16 protein-coding genes and 1 pseudogene are annotated in these 16,967 nt (G+C 65.7%); 8 read left to right on the plus strand and 9 right to left on the minus strand.

All coding sequences use genetic code 11. The features are described from left to right. A pseudogene (locus ACP7AS_RS03685) lies at window positions 1-350 on the minus strand (aldehyde dehydrogenase family protein); the annotation flags it as partial. Window positions 351-418: 68 nt separating this feature from the next. Here ACP7AS_RS03685 and ACP7AS_RS03690 point away from each other — a divergent pair. Continuing rightward, window positions 419-1,111 (plus strand): IS6 family transposase, encoded by a 693-nt coding sequence (locus ACP7AS_RS03690; RefSeq protein ID WP_426027512.1) that lies wholly within the window; start codon window positions 419-421, stop codon window positions 1,109-1,111. A 176-nt stretch (window positions 1,112-1,287) separates the two neighbouring features. Here ACP7AS_RS03690 and ACP7AS_RS03695 read toward each other — a convergent pair whose 3' ends face one another. From ACP7AS_RS03695 to ACP7AS_RS03705, 3 genes are all read right to left on the minus strand, one after another. Further along, complete coding sequence (locus ACP7AS_RS03695; RefSeq protein ID WP_426027513.1) at window positions 1,288-1,593, minus strand: helix-turn-helix domain-containing protein; 306 nt, start codon at window positions 1,591-1,593, stop codon at window positions 1,288-1,290. Beyond that, on the minus strand, window positions 1,590-1,919 hold the full coding sequence (locus ACP7AS_RS03700; RefSeq protein WP_426028131.1) for a type II toxin-antitoxin system RelE/ParE family toxin: 330 nt from the start codon (window positions 1,917-1,919) through the stop codon (window positions 1,590-1,592). The genes ACP7AS_RS03695 and ACP7AS_RS03700 overlap by 4 nt, the downstream gene beginning before the upstream one ends. 298 nt (window positions 1,920-2,217) lie before the next feature. Beyond that, window positions 2,218-2,910, minus strand: a complete 693-nt coding sequence (locus tag ACP7AS_RS03705) for an IS6 family transposase (RefSeq protein WP_426027514.1) — start codon at window positions 2,908-2,910, stop codon at window positions 2,218-2,220. A 55-nt stretch (window positions 2,911-2,965) separates the two neighbouring features. On the opposite strand from ACP7AS_RS03705, the gene ACP7AS_RS03710 reads away from it, so the two are divergent. Together ACP7AS_RS03710 and ACP7AS_RS03715 are read left to right on the plus strand one after the other, a co-directional pair. Beyond that, window positions 2,966-3,331 carry a hypothetical protein gene (locus ACP7AS_RS03710; RefSeq protein ID WP_426027515.1) on the plus strand — a complete coding sequence of 122 codons (366 nt, stop codon included), beginning with the start codon at window positions 2,966-2,968 and terminating at the stop codon, window positions 3,329-3,331. A 131-nt stretch (window positions 3,332-3,462) separates the two neighbouring features. Beyond that, window positions 3,463-4,176, plus strand: coding sequence for an IS6 family transposase (locus ACP7AS_RS03715; protein ID WP_426027516.1), 714 nt, complete (start codon window positions 3,463-3,465; stop codon window positions 4,174-4,176). Here the strand turns inward: ACP7AS_RS03715 and ACP7AS_RS03720 are convergent. From ACP7AS_RS03720 to ACP7AS_RS03730, 3 genes are read right to left on the minus strand one after another with little or no spacing between them, the layout of a single operon-like run. Continuing rightward, entirely contained in the window at window positions 4,161-7,337 is a 3,177-nt protein-coding gene (locus ACP7AS_RS03720; protein WP_426027517.1) for an efflux RND transporter permease subunit, read from the minus strand. The genes ACP7AS_RS03715 and ACP7AS_RS03720 overlap by 16 nt on opposite strands. Window positions 7,338-7,351: 14 nt before the next feature. After that, window positions 7,352-8,605 carry an efflux RND transporter periplasmic adaptor subunit gene (locus ACP7AS_RS03725; protein ID WP_426027518.1) on the minus strand — a complete coding sequence of 418 codons (1,254 nt, stop codon included), beginning with the start codon at window positions 8,603-8,605 and terminating at the stop codon, window positions 7,352-7,354. Next, window positions 8,602-9,915: a TolC family protein gene (locus ACP7AS_RS03730; protein WP_426027519.1), complete on the minus strand. Its 1,314-nt coding sequence runs from the start codon at window positions 9,913-9,915 to the stop codon at window positions 8,602-8,604. Before ACP7AS_RS03730 ends, ACP7AS_RS03725 begins: the two co-directional genes overlap by 4 nt. Before the next feature lie 195 nt (window positions 9,916-10,110). Here ACP7AS_RS03730 and ACP7AS_RS03735 point away from each other — a divergent pair, with 195 nt between their 5' ends. Further along, window positions 10,111-10,398, plus strand: coding sequence for a hypothetical protein (locus tag ACP7AS_RS03735; protein WP_426027520.1), 288 nt, complete (start codon window positions 10,111-10,113; stop codon window positions 10,396-10,398). 304 nt (window positions 10,399-10,702) lie between these two features. On the opposite strand, the gene ACP7AS_RS03740 is transcribed toward ACP7AS_RS03735, so the two are convergent. Both ACP7AS_RS03740 and ACP7AS_RS03745 read right to left on the minus strand, forming a co-directional pair. Further along, window positions 10,703-11,992 carry an MFS transporter gene (locus tag ACP7AS_RS03740; protein WP_426028132.1) on the minus strand — a complete coding sequence of 430 codons (1,290 nt, stop codon included), beginning with the start codon at window positions 11,990-11,992 and terminating at the stop codon, window positions 10,703-10,705. Window positions 11,993-12,088: 96 nt separating this feature from the next. Further along, on the minus strand, window positions 12,089-12,910 hold the full coding sequence (locus ACP7AS_RS03745) for a 2-keto-4-pentenoate hydratase (RefSeq protein WP_426027521.1): 822 nt from the start codon (window positions 12,908-12,910) through the stop codon (window positions 12,089-12,091). A gap of 165 nt (window positions 12,911-13,075) precedes the next feature. On the opposite strand from ACP7AS_RS03745, the gene ACP7AS_RS03750 reads away from it, so the two are divergent. The 4 genes from ACP7AS_RS03750 to ACP7AS_RS03765 all read left to right on the plus strand — a co-directional run bounded on the left by ACP7AS_RS03750 (window position 13,076) and on the right by ACP7AS_RS03765 (window position 16,933). Further along, window positions 13,076-14,128, plus strand: a complete 1,053-nt coding sequence (locus ACP7AS_RS03750; protein ID WP_426027522.1) for a LacI family DNA-binding transcriptional regulator — start codon at window positions 13,076-13,078, stop codon at window positions 14,126-14,128. A 125-nt stretch (window positions 14,129-14,253) separates the two neighbouring features. Further along, complete coding sequence (gene kduI, locus ACP7AS_RS03755; RefSeq protein WP_426028133.1) at window positions 14,254-15,099, plus strand: 5-dehydro-4-deoxy-D-glucuronate isomerase; 846 nt, start codon at window positions 14,254-14,256, stop codon at window positions 15,097-15,099. Between the two features lie 11 nt (window positions 15,100-15,110). Next, complete coding sequence (gene kduD, locus ACP7AS_RS03760; RefSeq protein ID WP_426027523.1) at window positions 15,111-15,869, plus strand: 2-dehydro-3-deoxy-D-gluconate 5-dehydrogenase KduD; 759 nt, start codon at window positions 15,111-15,113, stop codon at window positions 15,867-15,869. 20 nt (window positions 15,870-15,889) lie between these two features. Next, window positions 15,890-16,933, plus strand: a complete 1,044-nt coding sequence (locus ACP7AS_RS03765) for a PfkB family carbohydrate kinase (protein WP_426027524.1) — start codon at window positions 15,890-15,892, stop codon at window positions 16,931-16,933. Window positions 16,934-16,967: the final 34 nt, after the last annotated feature.

Here is a 16,967-nt window from a genome sequence, read left to right on the forward strand (position 1 = left end):
GGCAGGGCCATGCAGCGTTCGCCGGCCGAGCCATAGGCGGCCCCCGACAGGTCCTTGATCACCTGGTCCATGTCGGCGTCGGGCAGGACGATGCCGTGGTTCTTGGCCCCGCCCATGGCTTGGACCCGCTTATGGTTGGCCGCGCCGGTCTGATAGACATAGTGGGCGATGTCGGACGAGCCGACGAAGCTGACGGCATGGATCAGCGGGTGGGTCAGGATGGCGTCGACCGCGACCTTGTCGCCGTGGACGACGTTCAGGACCCCGGCGGGGGCACCGGCCTCCATCATCAACTCGGCCAGCCGGACCGGCACCGACGGATCGCGCTCGGAGGGCTTGAGGATGAAGGGTGCTGTCAGGCAAACGCTAAAAGGTCTCCGGCAAAGTCGGCGTAAGCCGCTGACGGAGATGATGTTTCGTGAAGCCGATTTCGTTTACGCGCCACCGCTTTCCGGCGGACGTCATCCGTCATGCCGTGTGGCTTTATTTCCGGTTCAGCCTCAGTTTTCGTGACGTCGAGGAGCTTCTCGCCCAGCGGGGGATCGACGTCAGCTACGAGACGATCCGGTGCTGGACCATCAAGTTCGGGCCGCTGATCGCCCGGCGTCTGAGGCGGCACCGTCCCGCGCCGACGCCGCGCTGGCACCTGGACGAGATGGTCTGCTGGATCGGCGGCAAGCGGATGTACCTGTGGCGGGCAGTGGACGACGAAGGTGAGGTCTTGGACGTCGTGGTCCAGCGCCGGCGGGACACAGAGGCCGCTTTGAGGCTGTTGAGACGCCTGCTGCACAATCAACCCGTCGAGCCCGAGACGATCACCACCGACGGCCTCCTGTCCTATGGGGCAGCGCTCGACCGGCTGGAACTGCGTCACCTTCATCGACCCGGCCGGCTCCGGGAAAATAACCGCGTTGAGAACTCCCATCTCCCGATCCGACGACGAGAGCGCCAGCAGCAGCGGTTCAAATCCCAAGCCTCGGCCCAGAGATTCCTCACCACCCACGCAGCGATTTACAACACGTTCAACATCCAGCGCCATCTGATCAGCAGACCCACCCTTCGCCGCTTTCGCGCTGATGCGGCCTCCGCGTGGGCGGCCGCGGTTGACTGATCTCAGGCAGGGTAGGGCGGATTTCGACTTGGCGGAGTTAACCTGTCAGCACCCTGCGAGTAGCGCCCTTCCCTGCCCGCCTTTGCCCCTAACTGGTGTTCCCGTCCTGTTCGCGAAATGCGCATAATCGGCATTCCGCGAAGGCCGACCTGACAGGTCGGCTTGGACGTACGAAATTAGACGTCGGCTAGCGCGCGCCGAACGGCCTCGGGCTCGCGCTCAATGACCTTGAGCAAGGTTCGGGAGGCTGGGTCAGGCTGACGCCGGCCCTGCTCCCATCCTTCCATCGTCCGGGCGGGGATCCCAAACTTCTGTTCGAACTCCTTGGGGCTCTTTGCGACCGCCTTTCGGATCGCCTTGACCCGAGCGGCGGGCATCGGATCGACGAGCCGCGTCGGCAAGGCGATCTCACCTCGGCGATGGGCAATGGCCTCACGCAGGCCCGCTTCGATCTCCAGCCCGATCTCAGTTCGCTTGGTCATCCCAACAACTCCTTCGTTAGAGCCTTGAACATCTTGAGTTCGTCAGCCGTGAGATCCTCCTTGTCCACCTTCGGATAGGCGGTCAGGAGATAGGTCACATCGTCGTCAGTCACGACGTAGTAGATGGTTCGCCCTCCACCGCTCTTCCCGACCTGGCCGTAACCGAACCGGACTTTGCGCAGGCCGTTTGACCCTTTGATCACGTCACCAATCTCTGGATTGGTCGCGATCTCTTGCTCCATCGCTTCAAAATCCGCATCGACGGCGCCCAGCTTGCGGAGCCGCTTCAGGCCCTTCTCGTAGCTGCCTGTTCGAACGAACTCCATCACGTTGGATACGCCAAGGACGTATAACCCGCAAGCCCAAAAATTGCGTCAATGGCGTATAGCTTCACAAATGCTCGTGGCTTGGCATTTGCAGGCTGTTTCCCCCTCGTTTCGGTAGATACTGATGCCTGTCGTGGGAGGGCGATTTCGCCTAAGGTGCCAATTTCGGAAGGCCTCCGCGGGTAGGATTCGAACCTCACGCGCCCAACAGGTCTTCTACGGCCAACGCGCCCAGCGCCTTCGCCGGTGCTGTCAGGTTAGCTGCGCCAAATCGAAAGCCGCCCTACCCTGCCTGAACTCAGGCAACCGCGGCCGCCCAAACGGACGCCGCCTCGGCGCGAAAGCGGCGAAGGGTGGGTCTGCTGATCAAATGGCGCTGGATGTTGAAGGTGTTGTAGATCGCCGCGTGTGTGGTCAGGAATCTCTGGGCTGAAGCTTGGGATTTGAACCCCTGCTGCTGGCGTTCTCGTCGTCGGATCGGAAGATGGGAGTTCTCCACTCGATTGTTCTCGCGGAGCCGGCCCGGGCGGTGCAGGTGGCGCAGATCGAGCTGGTCGAGCGCCGCGCCGTAGGACGCCAGCCCGTCGGTCGTGATCGTCTCCGGCTCGACCGGCTGGTTGTGCAACAGGCGCTTCAGCAGCCTCAATGCAGCCTCCGTGTCCCGCCGGCGCTGGACCACAAGGTCCAGGACCTCGCCTTCGTCGTCGACTGCCCGCCACAGATACATCCGCTTGACACCGATCCAGCAGACCATCTCGTCGAGGTGCCAGCGCGGCGAGGGCGCGCACCGCCGCGTCTTGAGCCGCCGGGCGATCAGCGGTCCGAACTTGATCGTCCAGCACCGGATCGTCTCATAGCTGACCTCAATCCCGCGCTGCGCCAGCAGCTCTTCGACGTCGCGAAAGCTGAGGCTGAACCGAAAGTACAGCCACACGGCGTGGCGGATCACATCCGCCGGAAACCGGTGGCGCTTAAACGAAATCGAATTCACGATAACCCATCCCCGACAGCGGCTTACGCCGACTTTGCCGGAGACCTTTTAGCGTTTGCCTGACAGCACCTCCCAGGACCAGGTCGATATCTCGAACCGACATCGGGTTTTGCGGGTCGGCCGCGCCTATGTGGCGGCTGAAAGTCAGAATCCCGGCCTGATGTTCATGTGCCTGAACGGCGACATCGAGCGGCAGTTCGAGTTCGTCCAGCAGACTTGGCTCGGCAGCAAGACCTTCCATGGCCTGTCGGGCGAACGCGATCCCCTGGCCGGCAACAAGGACGGCTGCCCAAAAGGGTTCACCATCCCGACCCGCGACGGTCCGATCCGGCTGAAGACCATGGCCCAGTTCGTGACGCCCCGGGGCGGAGGCTACTTCTTCCTGCCAGGGCGCAAGCTTTGGGAGTTCTTAGGGGTCTAGGTTTTGAGGGGCGTTCTCAGCCGAAATGAATACGGGGTGAGGCGAAGCATTTGTGTTCGCCGATAAGGTACTTTCGGCCTGATCGCTAGTTCGGGATTATGGGTCCGAAGGGCTCGGTCAGCCCAAACTGATTGCCGCTGACCGGCCGGCTGTCCGGCGTCGCTGCAATGGCCAAATCCACGAACCCGTTTCGCTACTTCGACAGTTCGCCCGAGGCGATCCGCCTCGTGGTCATGATGTACGTGAAATTCCCGCGGTCTTTGCGGAACGTGGAAGACCTGCTGGCCGAACGCGGCATCGGCATCTGCCACGAGACGGTCCGGCTATGGTGGAACCGGTTCGGTCCGATGTTCGCCTCAGAGATCCGCAGGAAGCGGGTCCAGAAGATGAGCGCCTTCAGCCACTGGCGATGGCATTTCGACGAGGTCTACGTGAAGATCAACGGCGAGATGCACTACCTCTGGCGGGCCGTCGACCACGAGGGCGAGGTGCTGGAATCCTGTGCCAGCAGGACCAGAGACAAGCTGGCGGCGCTGAAGTTCGCCAAAAAGCTGATGAAGCGGCCTGGCTGCGCCAAGGCCATCACAACGGATGGTCTGCGGTCCTGTAAGGCCGCGATGAAAGAGCTCGGAAACGCAGACAGGCAGGAGGTTGGCAGGTGGGCCAACAACCGCGCCGAGAACTCACATCTGCCCTTCCGGCGACGAGAACGGGCGATGCTCCGCTTCCGGCAAATGAAGACATTGCAGAAGTTCAGCTCGGTCCACGCCGCCTTCCACAACCACTTCAACCAGGACCGCCACGCACGCTCAGCGATATGTCGCGCCCGTCACGCGTTTCTCTGATTGAAGGAAAGACGAGAGAGCCAGCCTGGCCGCGCGCTCCCGGGCCGTGGGGGCCGACCATGCACGAGGCTGTAGAGGGCGGGCAGGACCAGGAGGGTCAGGATTGTCGATGAGATGATCCCGCCGATTACGACGGTCGCCAGCGGGCGCTGGACCTCGGCTCCCGCACCCACGTTCAACGCCATGGGTACAAAGCCAAGACTCGCGACGAGGGCGGTCATCAACACCGGCCGCAGTCGGGTCAGGGCACCCTCGCGGATCGCTTCACCAAGCGGTTTGCCCCCGGCGATCAAGGTCCGGATGAAGCTGACCATGACGACGCCGTTGAGCACGGCGACGCCGGACAGGGCGATGAAGCCCACCGCCGCCGAGATGGACAGGGGCAGGCCCCGCATCGCCAAGGCCGCCACACCGCCGGTCAATGCCAGTGGCACGCCGGAGAAGACGATGGCCGAGTCCTTCACAGACCGGAACAGGGCGAACAGCAGGCCGAAGATCAGCAGCAGCACCACCGGCACCAACAGTTGCAGCCGTTTCGCCGCCGAGATCAGTTGCTCGAAGGTCCCGCCGTAGCTGATCCAGTATCCGGCGGGGACCTCGACCTCGGCCCCGACCTTCTCCTGCACCTCGGCGATGAACGAGCCGAGGTCGCGACCCCGCACATTGGCCGTGACGACGACGCGACGCTTGCCGTCCTCGCGGCTGATCTGGTTCGGACCCTTCTCCACGGCGATGGTCGCGATCTCCTCAAGCGGCACGAAGGCCGTCCCGCCGGAACCGGGCACGGGAATGCGCAGGCGACCGATGGCGTCGGTGTCCTCCCGCAGGGTTTCGGGCAGGCGAACCACGACGTCGAAGCGGCGGTCGCCCTCGAACACCTGGCCGGCGACGACCCCGCCGATCGAGGCCGACACCACCTGCTGGACGTCGTCCATGCTGATACCGAGCCGCGACAGGGCAGCGCGGTCGGGTCTGATCTGGAGCACGGGCAGGCCGGTCACTTGCTCGACCGAGACATCCTCGGCCCCCTCAATGCCGCCGATCACGCCTTCGACGGCGTTTCCAACTTCAAGGAGCTGGTCGAGATCGTCGCCGAACACCTTGATCGCCACGTCTGCCCGCACGCCGGACAGAAGCTCGTTAAACCGCATCTGGATCGGCTGGGTGAACTCGTAGTTGTTTCCGGGGATCTCTGCGACAGCCGCCTGCATTTCCGCCAACAGCTCGTCCCGCGGCTTGCGCGGGTTCGGCCAGTCCTTGCGGTCCTTCAGCATGATGAAGGTGTCGGCGACCGATGGCGGCATCGGATCGGTGGCGATCTCAGCCGTGCCGATCTTGGCCACGACCCGCTCGACCTCCGGGAACCGGGCGATACGCCGCTCCAGGGCCGTCTGCATCTGCACGGCCTGGCTCAGGGAGGTGCCGGGAATGCGCAGGGCATGCAGGGCAATGTCACCTTCGTCCAGGTTCGGGATGAACTCCGACCCCATCCGGCTCGCGCCCAGGGCGGCGATTGCGACGAGTGCCACCGCGACGGCGACGAAGGCCACGCGCAGCCGCAGGGCCATCTCCAGTGCTGGTTCGTAGAAGCGCCGGGCACCGCGCATGACGAAGCTGTCCTTTTCCTCGACCTTGCCGGTGACGAACATGGCGACGGCGGCGGGCACGAAGACCAGCGAGAGGACGAGGGCACAGGTCAGGGCGATGACGACGGTGATCGCCATCGGGTGGAACATCTTCCCCTCGACCCCGGTCAGGGCGAAGATCGGCACATAGACCAGGGTGATGATCAGCACCCCGAAAAGGGACGGTCGGATCACCTCGCTGGAAGCCGAGGCGGCCAGGGCGAACCGTTCTTCGCGGTTGAGCAGACGGCCCAGGCGGTGCTGCGTTTCGCCGAAGCGACGCAGACAGTTCTCGACGATGATGACCGCGCCATCGACGATCAGGCCGAAGTCGAGCGCGCCGAGGCTCATCAGATTGCCGGACACCCCCGTGCGCACCATTCCGGTGATGGTCATCAGCATGGTGATGGGAATGACCGCCGCCGTGATCAGGGCGGCGCGGATGTTCCCCAACAGCAGGAACAGCACGACGATGACCAGAAGCGCGCCTTCGAGCAGGTTCTTCTCGACCGTGTGGATGGCGCGATCGACCAGGTCGGTCCGGTCATAGACCGGCACGGCCCGGACCCCGGCGGGCAGCGCTTTCGCGGCTTCGTCGAGTCGGGCGGCGACCGCCTGGGCGACGGTGCGGCTGTTCTCGCCGACCAGCATGAACACCGTGCCAAGCACGACCTCGCGGCCGTCTTCGGTAGCGGCGCCGGTGCGCAGTTCCTCGCCCATGACGAGATCGGCCACGTCGGCGACCCGGGCGGGTACGCCGTTGCGGTTGGAGACGATGATCCCCCCGAGGTCTTCGAGGCTTTCCGCCTGGCCGGGAACGCGCACGAGATACTGTTCGCCATAGCGTTCGACATAGCCGGCGCCGACGTTGGCGTTGTTCCGGTTCAGGGCCTCCACCACCTCGGCCATGGTGACGCCGTAGGCGACCAGACGGTCAGGCCAGGGGGTGACGTGATACTGCCGCTCGAAGCCGCCGATGGTGTTGACGTCGGTGACGCCCGGTGTGTTGCGCAGTTGCGGACGGATCACCCAGTCCTGAAGCGTGCGCAGGTCCTCGGGCGTGTAGAGTTCGCCGTCGGGTCGCCGGGCACCGCGTTCGGCCTCGATCGTATACATGTAGATTTCGCCGAGACCGGTGGCGATGGGACCGAGTTCGGGCGTCAGACCCTCGGGAATCTGACCCCTCGCGGCCTGAAGCCGTTCGTTGACCAGCTGGCGCGCGAAATAAATGTCCGTGCCATCCTCGAAGACGACCGTCACCTGGCTCAGTCCGTAGCGTGAGACCGAGCGAGTGTATTGCAGCCCCGGCACGCCGGCGATGGCGGTTTCGACCGGGAAGGTGATCCGCTGTTCCGACTCCAGCGGCGAGAAGCCAGGAGCCTCGGTGTTGATCTGCACCTGGACGTTGGTGATGTCAGGCGTGGCGTCGATGGGCAGGCGCTGGAAACTCCAGACGCCGACCGCGCAGGCCAGGACCACGAGCGCCATGACGATCCAACGGAAGCGGATCGACAGCGCGATGATGCGTTCGAGCATGATGATCAGCGCCCCTAGTGGTCGTGGCTCGCGCCGGACTTCTCGACGTCCGCGCGGATCAGGAAGGCACCGTCCACCACATATTCGGTGCCGGGTTCGATGCCGCTGAGGACCTCGGTCCACTCGGGCGTGCGACGGCCGAGTTCGAGCATCCGCACCTCATAGGTCGTGCCGAAGCGGGCGTAGACCACCGTAAAGTCGCGGAACGGCTGGAGCGCCCTGGTGCGCACAGCGAGGGGTGCCGGTGTCGAACCCACCTGCACCTCTCCCGAGACGCCGAGGCCGGGCCGCCAGATGCCGCCCTGGTAGGGAAGGTCGAGATGCGCGATCAGCACCTGACTGGTCAGATCGGTCGAGGGCAGCACCGCCTCGATCCGGCCGTTGAAGGTGTAGTCGCCGGCCAGACTCTTGACGATGACCGGCTGACCCGCGCGCACCCGCTCGGCGTCCCGGGGATAGAGCAGGAACTCGGCGTGCAGCCGGGTGGGATCGCCGATCATCAGCATCGGCTCGCCGCCGCCGGTGATCGAACCGATATTGACGTTCTTGGCCACGATCATGCCGGAGATCGGTGCCGTGATCGCATAGGTCTGGAGGCTCTCGCTGGACTCGACCCGGGCGATGACCTGACCGCGAGAGACGCGGGTTCCGAGTGCGACGTTCAGGGCCATGACCCTGCCTGGATAGCGGGCGTGGACCTCGGCCTGGCCCTCCGGCGTGATTTCGACCCGTCCGGTCAAGGCCAGGCTCTCGCCCAAAGTCGCGGGACCGACCCGTTCGACCGTGACACCACCGGCCCGGGCGGCGTCGGCGGCGATGGTCGTGCGGCCTTCATAGGACGCATAGGCCCAGCGGTGCTGCTTGCCGACGTGGGCGGCGGTCACCACGACATCGAACGAGTGGGGTTCGAAGACGACCCCCGGTGAGGCCAGATAGTCGTTCTCGGCGGTGAAGACGAAACGGTCAGTTTTCGGGCCAAGGCGGCCGAGCGTGATGGCGGCCTGGACCTGGCCCGGATCGACGGGCTTGTCGTTGACGTAGGGATACAGCCGGAAAAGGGGTTCAGGCCCTTCCTCGTAGAGGGTGATCTCCAATGCGAAGTCGCCGTCCCGCAGCATGCGTCCCCGATGGGGGCCACGCTCGTAGTCACCGGCCGCGACCTCGCCCTCGGCCTTCTCAGCCGCGCCTTGGCCGCAGGCCGAAACGCCGACCGCGAGCGCCAGCAGCGAGGCGGCGATGATGCGCCGCGATGGGATGTGAGGGATCATGAGCGGGTCTCCAGGCCGAGCAGGTCGGCATGCGCGCCGGTCAGCCGGTCAAGGCGGGCGCGATCGATGTGGAACTGTTTGAGAACGGCGACCCGACGGGCCTTGGTGGCGAGCAGCGCGGTCTGGGCGGCGATGACGTCGTTGTAGGTGAAGCCGCCGCGCGCGAAGCCTTCGCGAACGAGCACAACGGCGCGCTCGGCCTGGGGCAGGGTCTCATTGGCGATCCGCTGGGCTTCGAGCGCCCGGGACGCAAGGAGGACCTGGAGGCGGGCGATCTCCCGCTCGCGTTCCTGTCGGAGCGCCGCCATGTCGGCCTCGGCGGCGACGCCTTCGAACCTCGCACGGTCGATGGCGGCCTCATTCCGATCGTAGCGGCCGAGCGGTATGGACCCCCCGACCACCAGACCGAGATCCTGCCCATCCCAGAAGTGACGGACGCCGACGCTGACCGTCGCGTCGGGCGTGGCCCGCGCCTGTTCGAGGCTCACCCTGGCTCGGGCGACGTCACGCTGCGCGGCCAGAACTGCGAGGTCGATCTCGGCGGCGGCCCCGGCGACTTCCCGGGCGGCGCTGGTGTCTTCGAAGTCGGCCGGATCAAGGGAGAAATCCGACGCCCCGATCCAGAAACGCCCCAAGGTGGCGCGGGCGAGGCGGGCCTGGATCTCGGCCTGATCGAAGTCGATCTGGGCCTGGGCCAGTTCGGCCTCGGCGCGGGCACCGGCGAACAGGGGGTCGCGCGCCATGTCGACCCGACGCTGCACTTCGGTCTGGAAGCGTTCGGTCAGGGCAAGACGTTCGCGAGCGATTTCAAGGTCGGCCTGGGCGCCCAGGGCCTCCGCCCAGGCGCGCTGCACCTGTTCAAGCCGATCCAGTCGCCTGATCGCGGCCTCGGCCTGAACCAGGGCGGCCTCCCCGCGCGCCAGGGCGACACGCGCCGATCGATCACCGCCCCGTTCGAACCGCTGCTCATAGGACAGGGTCGTCTCGGTCCGGTCGATGATGTTGCCGCCGCCCAGAGTAGGCAGGTTCTCCAGCATCAGGCCCAGCGTCGGATTGGGCCGCACGTCGGCCTGGCGCACGGCGGCGTCGCCGGCGCGCGTACGCGCCTCCAGGCCCGCAAGGCCGGGGTCCACCTCGGCGGCGCGTGCGAGCGCCCGATCGAGGGACAGGCTGGGCGCACTTGCGGCCAAGCCGGTCGGCGCCTGCGCCACGGCGGCGGTGGGCGGCCATGCCGCCAGTGAGAGCGCCAGCGCCGAAACGGCCGCCAGACGCACCCACGATCCGGCTGAGCCGGCAATCGGGGTCTTCAAGGGTATCTCCGGGAAACGGGTTGCGCGCAGCCGAAAGGCCGCGCCGGTTCAGACGACCGTGCGTTTCCGTTTCGGAGGGTATTCCGGCCCGTCGCCGGTATGGCTCGACAGGGCAGGATCGGTCCCGGGCCGCCACAGAGTGGACGCGGGAGACGATGCTTGCGCGACATCACGACCTGACGCCGGCATGGCGGCTTGAACGTCGCCGCCGCCATGATGGTGGTGGCCGACCGGGATTGGGCCGTCACCGTCCCGTTCAGTCTCGAGGTCGGGAACCTCGTGGGGAGACATATGGACGTGAGCCGTGTGATGATCGTCATCTGCTTCGATCAGAGCGAGGGCGGGCCAATCGGCAGCATGAGCGAAATCGTGCTGCGACCGCGACACGCCATGCAGGTTCATGGCCGCCAACAGGGCGACGCAGAGGCCGATGCAGAGGTGGCGCGCGAAGTGAGGCAACGATGGCTCCTGCTGCCCCTGTAGCCTTCAGCACATTCGTCGGCAATGCCCGCGACTTCGCTGGCCCATACCCGTCAGGCTCAGCTTCCGGCAGATGAAGACACTGCAAAAGCTCGGCTCTGTCCACGCCGCCTTCCACAGCCACTTCAATCAGGACCGTCACCTCATCGGCAGAGAGACCTGCAAGGCCCAACGCTCAGCCGCCTTGGCTGAGTGGAAGTCACTCGCCGAACAGGCTCTGCGCGCCCTGCCCTACCTCCGGCCAGTGGAGACAGGTTGTCGTTGGACTGACAGCACCGCCACCACGGTTACGTCCTCCTTTCGGAGGTCACACCTTGGCCGGTGCGTATCGCGGCATGAGCAGGTGAATGACCAGCAGAGCGATCAGATAGGCCGAGGCTGCGACCACGAAGATGGGCGTGTAGCTGCCGATCTTGTCCAGCACGTAACCGGCGTATTTGGCCATCGCCATCCCGCCGAAACCGCCGATCATACCGCCGATGCCGACGACAGACCCGACGGCGGAACGCGGGAAGACGTCGCCCGGCATGGCGTAGAGGTTGGCCGAAAAGCCCTGGTGGGCCGCCGTGGCCACGCCAATGATCAGCACCGCAGTCCAGAGATTGTCGGCCATGCCCGCGAACGCGACCGGCGTCACCGCCAGTGCGCAGATCAACATGGTCAGCTTGCGGGCCGCATTCAGGCTCATGCCCCGCTTCAGGAGCTGGCTGGACAGCCAGCCGCCCCCCACCGAACCCACGTCCGACAGCAGATAGATGGCGATCAGTGGAGGGCCGAAGGTGAGGATGTTGAGATCGTACTGTTTCTGCAGGAAACCCGGCAACCAGAACAGGAAGAACCACCAGATCGGATCGATCAGGAATTTGCCCAGCGCATAGGCCCAGGTTTCCTTGACCGTCAGCAGCTTCAGCCAGCCGATCTTGTGCACCGGATCAGGCGCGTCCTGGGCGATATAGGCCAGCTCGGCGGGCGTCACCTTCTTGTGCTCACCGGGGCGGCGATAGACCGCAAACCAGAGCGGCACCCAGATGAAGCCGGCCACGCCGACGATGATCAGGGCCATGCGCCAGTTGGGCTCGGCCACCGTTCCCAGCCAGACCGACGCAATGAAGGGGATGATCAGCGGCGTGATGATGGCACCAATATTGGTGCCCGCATTGAACAGGCCGACGGCGAAGGCACGTTCCTTCTTGGGGAACCATTCCGTCACCGCCTTGATGCCGGCGGGGAAGCCGCCGCCCTCGCCGATGCCAAGTGCCAGACGGGCAAAGATGGCCGTGTTCAGGCTGCGGATGCCGGCATGGGCGATGAAGGCGATCTGCCAGATGATGAAGGCCAGGCCAAAGCCCCACCGGGCCCCGATCTTGTCCACGATCCGGCCCCAGAGCAGATAGGAGATCGCATAGGAGGCCTGGAACCAGAAAACGATGTCGGCATAGTTGGTTTCGGTCCAGCCGAACTCGTCCATCAGGGTGGGTTTCAAGACACCCAGCGCCTGGCGATCGACGTAGTTGATGACCATCGCCGCAAACAGCAGCCAGACAACCACCCAGCGGTATTTGCCGGCGGGTGGGGGTTGAATGGACACTGGATCCATTCCCGGTCGGGTCGCGTCGGTCATAATGGCCGTTCCTGTCATCTTGCTTCCTCGCGCCTCCCGACCTGTGACCGGCGGGTTGGCGCTCTTGTAACGCTAGCCTTCAGCGCGAACGATCGTGCCTCTGATCACGCCCACGCCGTCGAATGCGCAGGTGAACGCCTCGCCAATTCGTGCCCTGTGAACCCCGGTGACCGCGCCGGTCGAAACCAGAGACCCGGCCGTCAACGGCCGTCCGCGAGCCGCGCAATGACCCAGCAGGAAACGGACAGACTCGATCGCCCCACCGCCCAGCGAGGACGAACCGCCCGCGCCGACCACCGCCCCTGCGAGAGTCGTCTCGACCGTGATGGCGTCCAGGCGAGCACGCCAGTCCGGCAGCTCTGCGCCGATCAGCAGACCGCCGTTGTTGCCGAAGTCCGAAACCACGACCGCTGACCCCATGTCATTGATCGTGGACAGCGAACTGCCCGCCAGTTCGACCCCGATGAAGACCGCGTCCACGGCCTCGAAAGCCTGGGCGAGGCTCCAGTCCATCTGACCAGGGTCGACACCGTGGCCGATGCGCATGACGAATTCGGCTTCGACGGCTGCGAAACCGCCCTCGATTGCGGGCAGCGCATTGGACGAGCCGGCATCGGTCCAGAGGTTGCCTGCGAAGATCGGGCCCGCGATTCGACCGGCACCCAGAACCGCCTGCTGCGCCGGCGGCACCCCGCCAACCTTCCAGCCAATGATCCGATCCGGGAACAGACCGATCGCACACTCCTGAATGGCGTAGGCCTCGTTCAGCGAGCGTGGAATCCGGCCCGGATAGCCGGGCGTCGCCCGGGCCGCCAGCCGCGCGGCCACGAACGATTCGGCCGTAGCAGCGGCTTCCCCGCTCTCCGCTACCGCGGTCGGACTGACGGCCGTCACGACGGCTCGACTTGGGAAAATACTGTCCTGAACACGAAAGTCCCTCGGTGACAGCCGAATATGGGCGGGGTAGGAAACCGGTGTCAATCCGCTTGTTGAGACGCCCGTGGCGCATCGACGCCCGGGCCGCTATGCCTTGGAGCGACAGATTTGAGGAACGCTTCGGTGACAGACGACCCGCGCGGCACGAAGGCCGGCAAGCGCGCCACCATCAACGACGTCGCCCGCGTGGCCCGGGTGTCGAAGAAGACGGTGTCGCGCGTCATCAACCAGTCACCCTTCGTCAAGGGCGACACCCGCGAGCGCGTCGACGCCGCAATCAAGGCCCTGGGCTTCACCCCGGACCCGCAGGCTCGCGGCCTCGCCTTCGGCCGCTCGTTCCTCGTCGGTCTGATCTACGACAATCCCAGCCCCACCTATGTGGTCAACATGCAGCAGGGCGTGCTGGACGCGCTCAAGGATTCTGGCCTGGAGCTGGTCGTCCATCCCTGCAACCGCAATTCGGAGAGCCTGCTGGAGGACATCCGCGGCTTCGTCGAGCGGCAGCGTCTGTTCGGTGTGATCATGCCGCCGTCGGTGTCAGAGGACGAGCGGGTCATCGCCCTGCTGCGTGAACTCGACTGCCCCTATGTCCGCATCGCCTCGATCGCCCTGGACGAGCCCGGCTCGATGGTCGTGACCAACGATCACCTCGGTGCGGCCGAGGCCGCCGGCCGGCTGGCGGACCTGGGGCACACCCGGATCGGCCTGGTGCGTGGCCCTGCCCTGTTTCGCTCCTCAACAGTGCGCGGCCAAGGCTTCCGCAACGCCCTGGCGGCGCGCGGCGTACCGCTGGATCCGGCCTATGAGATCGAGGGGGCCTATACCTTCGAATCCGGGGTCGAGGCCGGTCATGCCCTGCTCTCCCTGCCACGACCGCCGACGGCAATCTTCAGCCTCAACGACGACATGGCCATCGGCGTCATGCAGGCCGCGCGTGAGCGCGGGCTCGAGCTGCCGCGCGACCTGTCGGTCGTCGGCTTCGATGACCTGCCCATGGCGTCGCGCGTCTGGCCCAACCTGACCTCGGTCCGCCTGCCGATCCGCGACATGGGCCGCATGGCGGCTGAAAAGCTGCTGGCTCCGATGCGCGGCGTCGACCCCGCGAGCCTCGACCAGCCGGAGGTCCGGCCCTCGCTGGTGGTCCGCAAGTCTGACATCGAGGCCGTCGTGGACTGAAGCCTGGCCCAGGCTTGCAGCGCGACCTGACACCGGTTACCAAGACGACGAAACCGTCGGCGACCGTCGGCTCCAGCGGCGCGTGCACGCGGCCGGAAACAGGGAAACGATCCATGGCTGATCCGATGTTCGACAAGATCCTCCACGCGACCCATCCCGACATGATGGACGGGGCCTCGAACGACCAGCTCCGCGACCGATATTTGATGACGGGCCTGTTTGTGCCCGGCAAGGTCAGCCTGACCTACTCGCACAATGAGCGGATGGTGGTCGGCGGGGCGACCCCGAGCGATGGACCGCTGACCATGCCCGTCCATTCCGAGCCCGAAAGCCAGAAGGGCCAGCCGTTCTGCGTCAGCCGCGAGCTCGGCGTGGTCAACATCGGCGCGGCCGGATCGATCACCGTCGACGGCGTCAGGAACGAGCTCGGCTTCCGCGACGGCCTCTATATTCCGATGGGCTCGGCCGAGATCGTGTTCGAATCCGCCGACGCCGCGACGCCGGCCAAATTCTATCTGATCTCGACCCCGGCCCATTTCCGGCACGTGCTGACCAAGATCTCCATCGACCAGGCCGTGCCGCTGGAAATGGGCGCGCTGGAAACGTCCAACGAGCGAACCATCTACCAGTATATCGTCCCGGCCAAGGTGAAGTCCTGCCAGCTTCTGCTCGGCGTCACCGTGCTCAAGACCGGCAGCGTGTGGAACACAATGCCGCCGCACCTGCATGACCGGCGATCGGAGGCCTACCTCTATTTCGGTCTCGGCGACGACGAGCGCGTCTTCCACTTCATGGGCCAGCCGGACGCCGCGCGGCACATCGTGGTCCGCGACGGAGAGGCTGTGATGAGCCCGCCTTGGTCGATCCACATGGGCTCGGGCACGTCGAACTACGCCTTCATCTGGGGCATGGGGGGCGAGAACCTCGACTACACGGACATGAACAAGCTCGATATCTGCCAGCTCAACTAGGAGCCGTTCCGATGGCCAATCCGTTCGATCTGACCGGCAAGGTCGCGCTCGTCACCGGCGGTAACACCGGCATCGGCCAGGGTATTGCGCTGGCTCTGGCAGATGCCGGTGCCGACATCGCTTCGGTCGCCCGCCGCCCGTCAGACGAGACGGTCGGCAAGGTGCTGGCCAAGGGTCGCCGGGCGATCTCGATCCAGGCCGACCTGACGTCGATGGAGCCGATCGATCGCATCGTGGCCGAGGCCTCGGCCGGGCTGGGACCGATTGACATCCTGGTCAACAATGCGGGCATCATCCGCCGCGCCGACGCCGTCGATTTCACCGAGGCTGACTGGGACGACGTCATGGCCGTCAATCTCAAGAGTGTCTTCTTCCTCAGCCAGGCGGTGGTGAAGGCCATGATCGCCGGCGGTCGCGGCGGCAAGATCATCAACACCGCCTCCATGCTGTCCTTCCAGGGCGGCATTCGTGTGCCTTCGTATACGGCGTCCAAGTCCGGCGTTGCGGGCCTGACAAAGCTGATGGCCAATGAATGGGCGAAGCATGGCGTCAATGCCAACGCCATCGCCCCTGGCTATTTCGCCACGGACAACACCCGGGCCCTACAGGATGATCCGGTCCGCTCGAAAGAAATCCTGGGCCGCATCCCCGCCGGACGCTGGGGCGACCCGGCCGACATCGGTGGTGCAGCGGTCTTCCTGGCCAGTGCCGCTAGCGACTATGTGCAGGGGATCACCCTCCCCGTCGACGGCGGCTGGCTGGCGCGCTGATCCCGCGCTAGCGTCAGATCATGGGCACTCTTCCTACCGGCGGCCGGATCCTCTGCTTCGGCGAAATGCTCTTGCGGCTCAATCCGCCCGAGGGCGAGCGGCTGATGCAGGGCCAGGCCCTGACGGTAAGGCCCGGCGGGGCCGAGGCCAATGTCGCCGTCTCCTTGGCCCGGTTCGGTGTGCCGACCGCCGCCGTCTCAGTCCTGCCGGATAACGCCTTGGGCCACGGTGTTCGCGACGAGGTCCGCAAGCACGGCGTCGATACCTCCGGCGTCGTTTTCGGGACGGGCCGCATGGGCCTCTATTTCATGACCCCGGGGGCCGTGCGCCGGCCTGCCGAGGTGCTCTATGACCGCGCCGACTCTGCCTTCGTCCGTCACGCCGATACGGCTTTCGACTGGCCGGTCCTGCTTGATGGTGCGGACTGGCTGCATGTCTCCGGAGTAACCCCCGCCATCGGGCCCGGCGGGACCCGCGCCGCGCTCCAGGCGGTGGACGCCGCTCGCGCCGCCGGGGTCAGGGTCAGCTTCGACGGTAATTTCCGCGGCAAGCTCTGGAGCGAATGGGCCGGCGATCCGCCCGGTACCCTCAGTCACATGCTGTCCACGGCCAGTCTCGCCTTCGCCGACGAACGCGACTTCGCACTGGTGCTCGGCCGGACCTTCAACGATGCCGATCCGCGTGCGCGCCGCCGCGCCGCCGCCACGGCCGCCTTCGAGGCGTTTCCCACCCTGGATCGCATCGCCTGCACCCTGCGCGTCCAGGAAAGCGTTGCCGACCAGGCCCTTTCAGCCGTCATGCTGACCCGGTCAGGCACTGAGGTTGTCGAAACCCAGGCGGAGCCGATCCACATGACGGGCGTCGTTGACCGGGTCGGTGGCGGCGATGCCTTCGCCGCGGGCGTGCTGTTCGGTCTGTGGAGCGGGTGGCCCGATGCCGACGCCCTCTCCTTTGGCCTCGCCGCAGCCGGCCTCAAACACTCGGTCCACGGCGACTTCAACCTGTTCAGCGCCGCGGAGGTTCGCGCCGCCATGGACCCGGGAAGTTTCGACATACGGCGCTAGGCACCCCTAGGAAACCGGTGTCATTGATGCTTAG

Source organism: Brevundimonas sp. TWP2-3-4b2, assembly GCF_049897345.1.
Taxonomy (GTDB): Bacteria; Pseudomonadota; Alphaproteobacteria; order Caulobacterales; family Caulobacteraceae; genus Brevundimonas.

What these genes read in the sequence shown, in the direction of transcription:
- ACP7AS_RS03695 (WP_426027513.1), bottom strand. Translation starts at nt 1,593, where the DNA reads ATGACCAAGCGAACTGAGATCGGGCTGGAGATCGAAGCGGGCCTGCGT.
- ACP7AS_RS03765 (WP_426027524.1), top strand. Translation starts at nt 15,890, where the DNA reads ATGGGCACTCTTCCTACCGGCGGCCGGATCCTCTGCTTCGGCGAAATG.
- kduI (WP_426028133.1), top strand. Translation starts at nt 14,254, where the DNA reads ATGTTCGACAAGATCCTCCACGCGACCCATCCCGACATGATGGACGGG.
- ACP7AS_RS03740 (WP_426028132.1), bottom strand. Translation starts at nt 11,992, where the DNA reads ATGGATCCAGTGTCCATTCAACCCCCACCCGCCGGCAAATACCGCTGG.
- ACP7AS_RS03725 (WP_426027518.1), bottom strand. Translation starts at nt 8,605, where the DNA reads ATGATCCCTCACATCCCATCGCGGCGCATCATCGCCGCCTCGCTGCTG.
- kduD (WP_426027523.1), top strand. Translation starts at nt 15,111, where the DNA reads ATGGCCAATCCGTTCGATCTGACCGGCAAGGTCGCGCTCGTCACCGGC.
- ACP7AS_RS03700 (WP_426028131.1), bottom strand. Translation starts at nt 1,919, where the DNA reads ATGGAGTTCGTTCGAACAGGCAGCTACGAGAAGGGCCTGAAGCGGCTC.
- ACP7AS_RS03720 (WP_426027517.1), bottom strand. Translation starts at nt 7,337, where the DNA reads ATGCTCGAACGCATCATCGCGCTGTCGATCCGCTTCCGTTGGATCGTC.